Here is a 638-nt window from a genome sequence, read left to right as displayed (position 1 = left end):
ATCGCAGTTTTTAATCAAGGCGAAGTGCAGCAACTTGCCCCGCCAACGGAGCTGTATGAATCTCCGAGTAACGCGTTTGTCGCTCAGTTTATTGGTGAAAATAATCAGCTTTCGGGTGTGGTAAAAGAGTGGCAATCAGAGCGATGCCAAGTCCAGGTCGGCCCCGCTCACTTCGTTGCCAAACCGGTTCGAGTGACCCAAAACGGCGAGCGCACCACCTTGTCTATTCGACCAGAGAACATTTCCATCCAACCTGATGACGAATCGTGTGATAACCAAATTGAAGGCGTGCTGCGTGAGCTAATTTATCACGGAGATCATTATCGTCTAGTGGTCGACGTTGAACTGGTTGGTCAGTTTGTCGTGAAAGTGCCGAACGACAACCGAACGCATCTGAACCTTATTCCGGGAACGGTGTGTCGAATTGGGTGGCAAAGTACAGATTGCCATGCGCTAGATGCGATTCAACCAGAAACCGAAGAGGTGGCGGCATGAGTCGAGAGCTAACCTCGTTAGATTCGGTGCTGGAAATCGAACGACATGTGAATCACCAAAAGAGCGATCTCAGAGCCCAACTACAAAAAGCGGAGCGCAATAAAAACCTACGCTCAATCATGCTGACGTTGCCGTTGGTATGC

Annotated in this window: 1 protein-coding gene and 1 pseudogene; both read left to right on the top strand. The window is 49.8% G+C overall.

Features of this window, described 5'->3' with window-relative positions; genetic code table 11:
* Nucleotides 1-495 (top strand): TOBE domain-containing protein (locus R8O11_RS28675; RefSeq protein WP_318195052.1); only part of this gene is annotated, 495 nt, incomplete at its 5' end.
* Nucleotides 492-638: pseudogene (locus R8O11_RS28670) on the top strand (ABC transporter permease); the annotation flags it as partial. The gene R8O11_RS28675 and the pseudogene R8O11_RS28670, both read left to right, overlap by 4 nt.

It is taken from the genome of Vibrio sp. 1288 (assembly GCF_033344475.1).
This window is presented reverse-complemented; position numbering and strand designations above follow the sequence as displayed.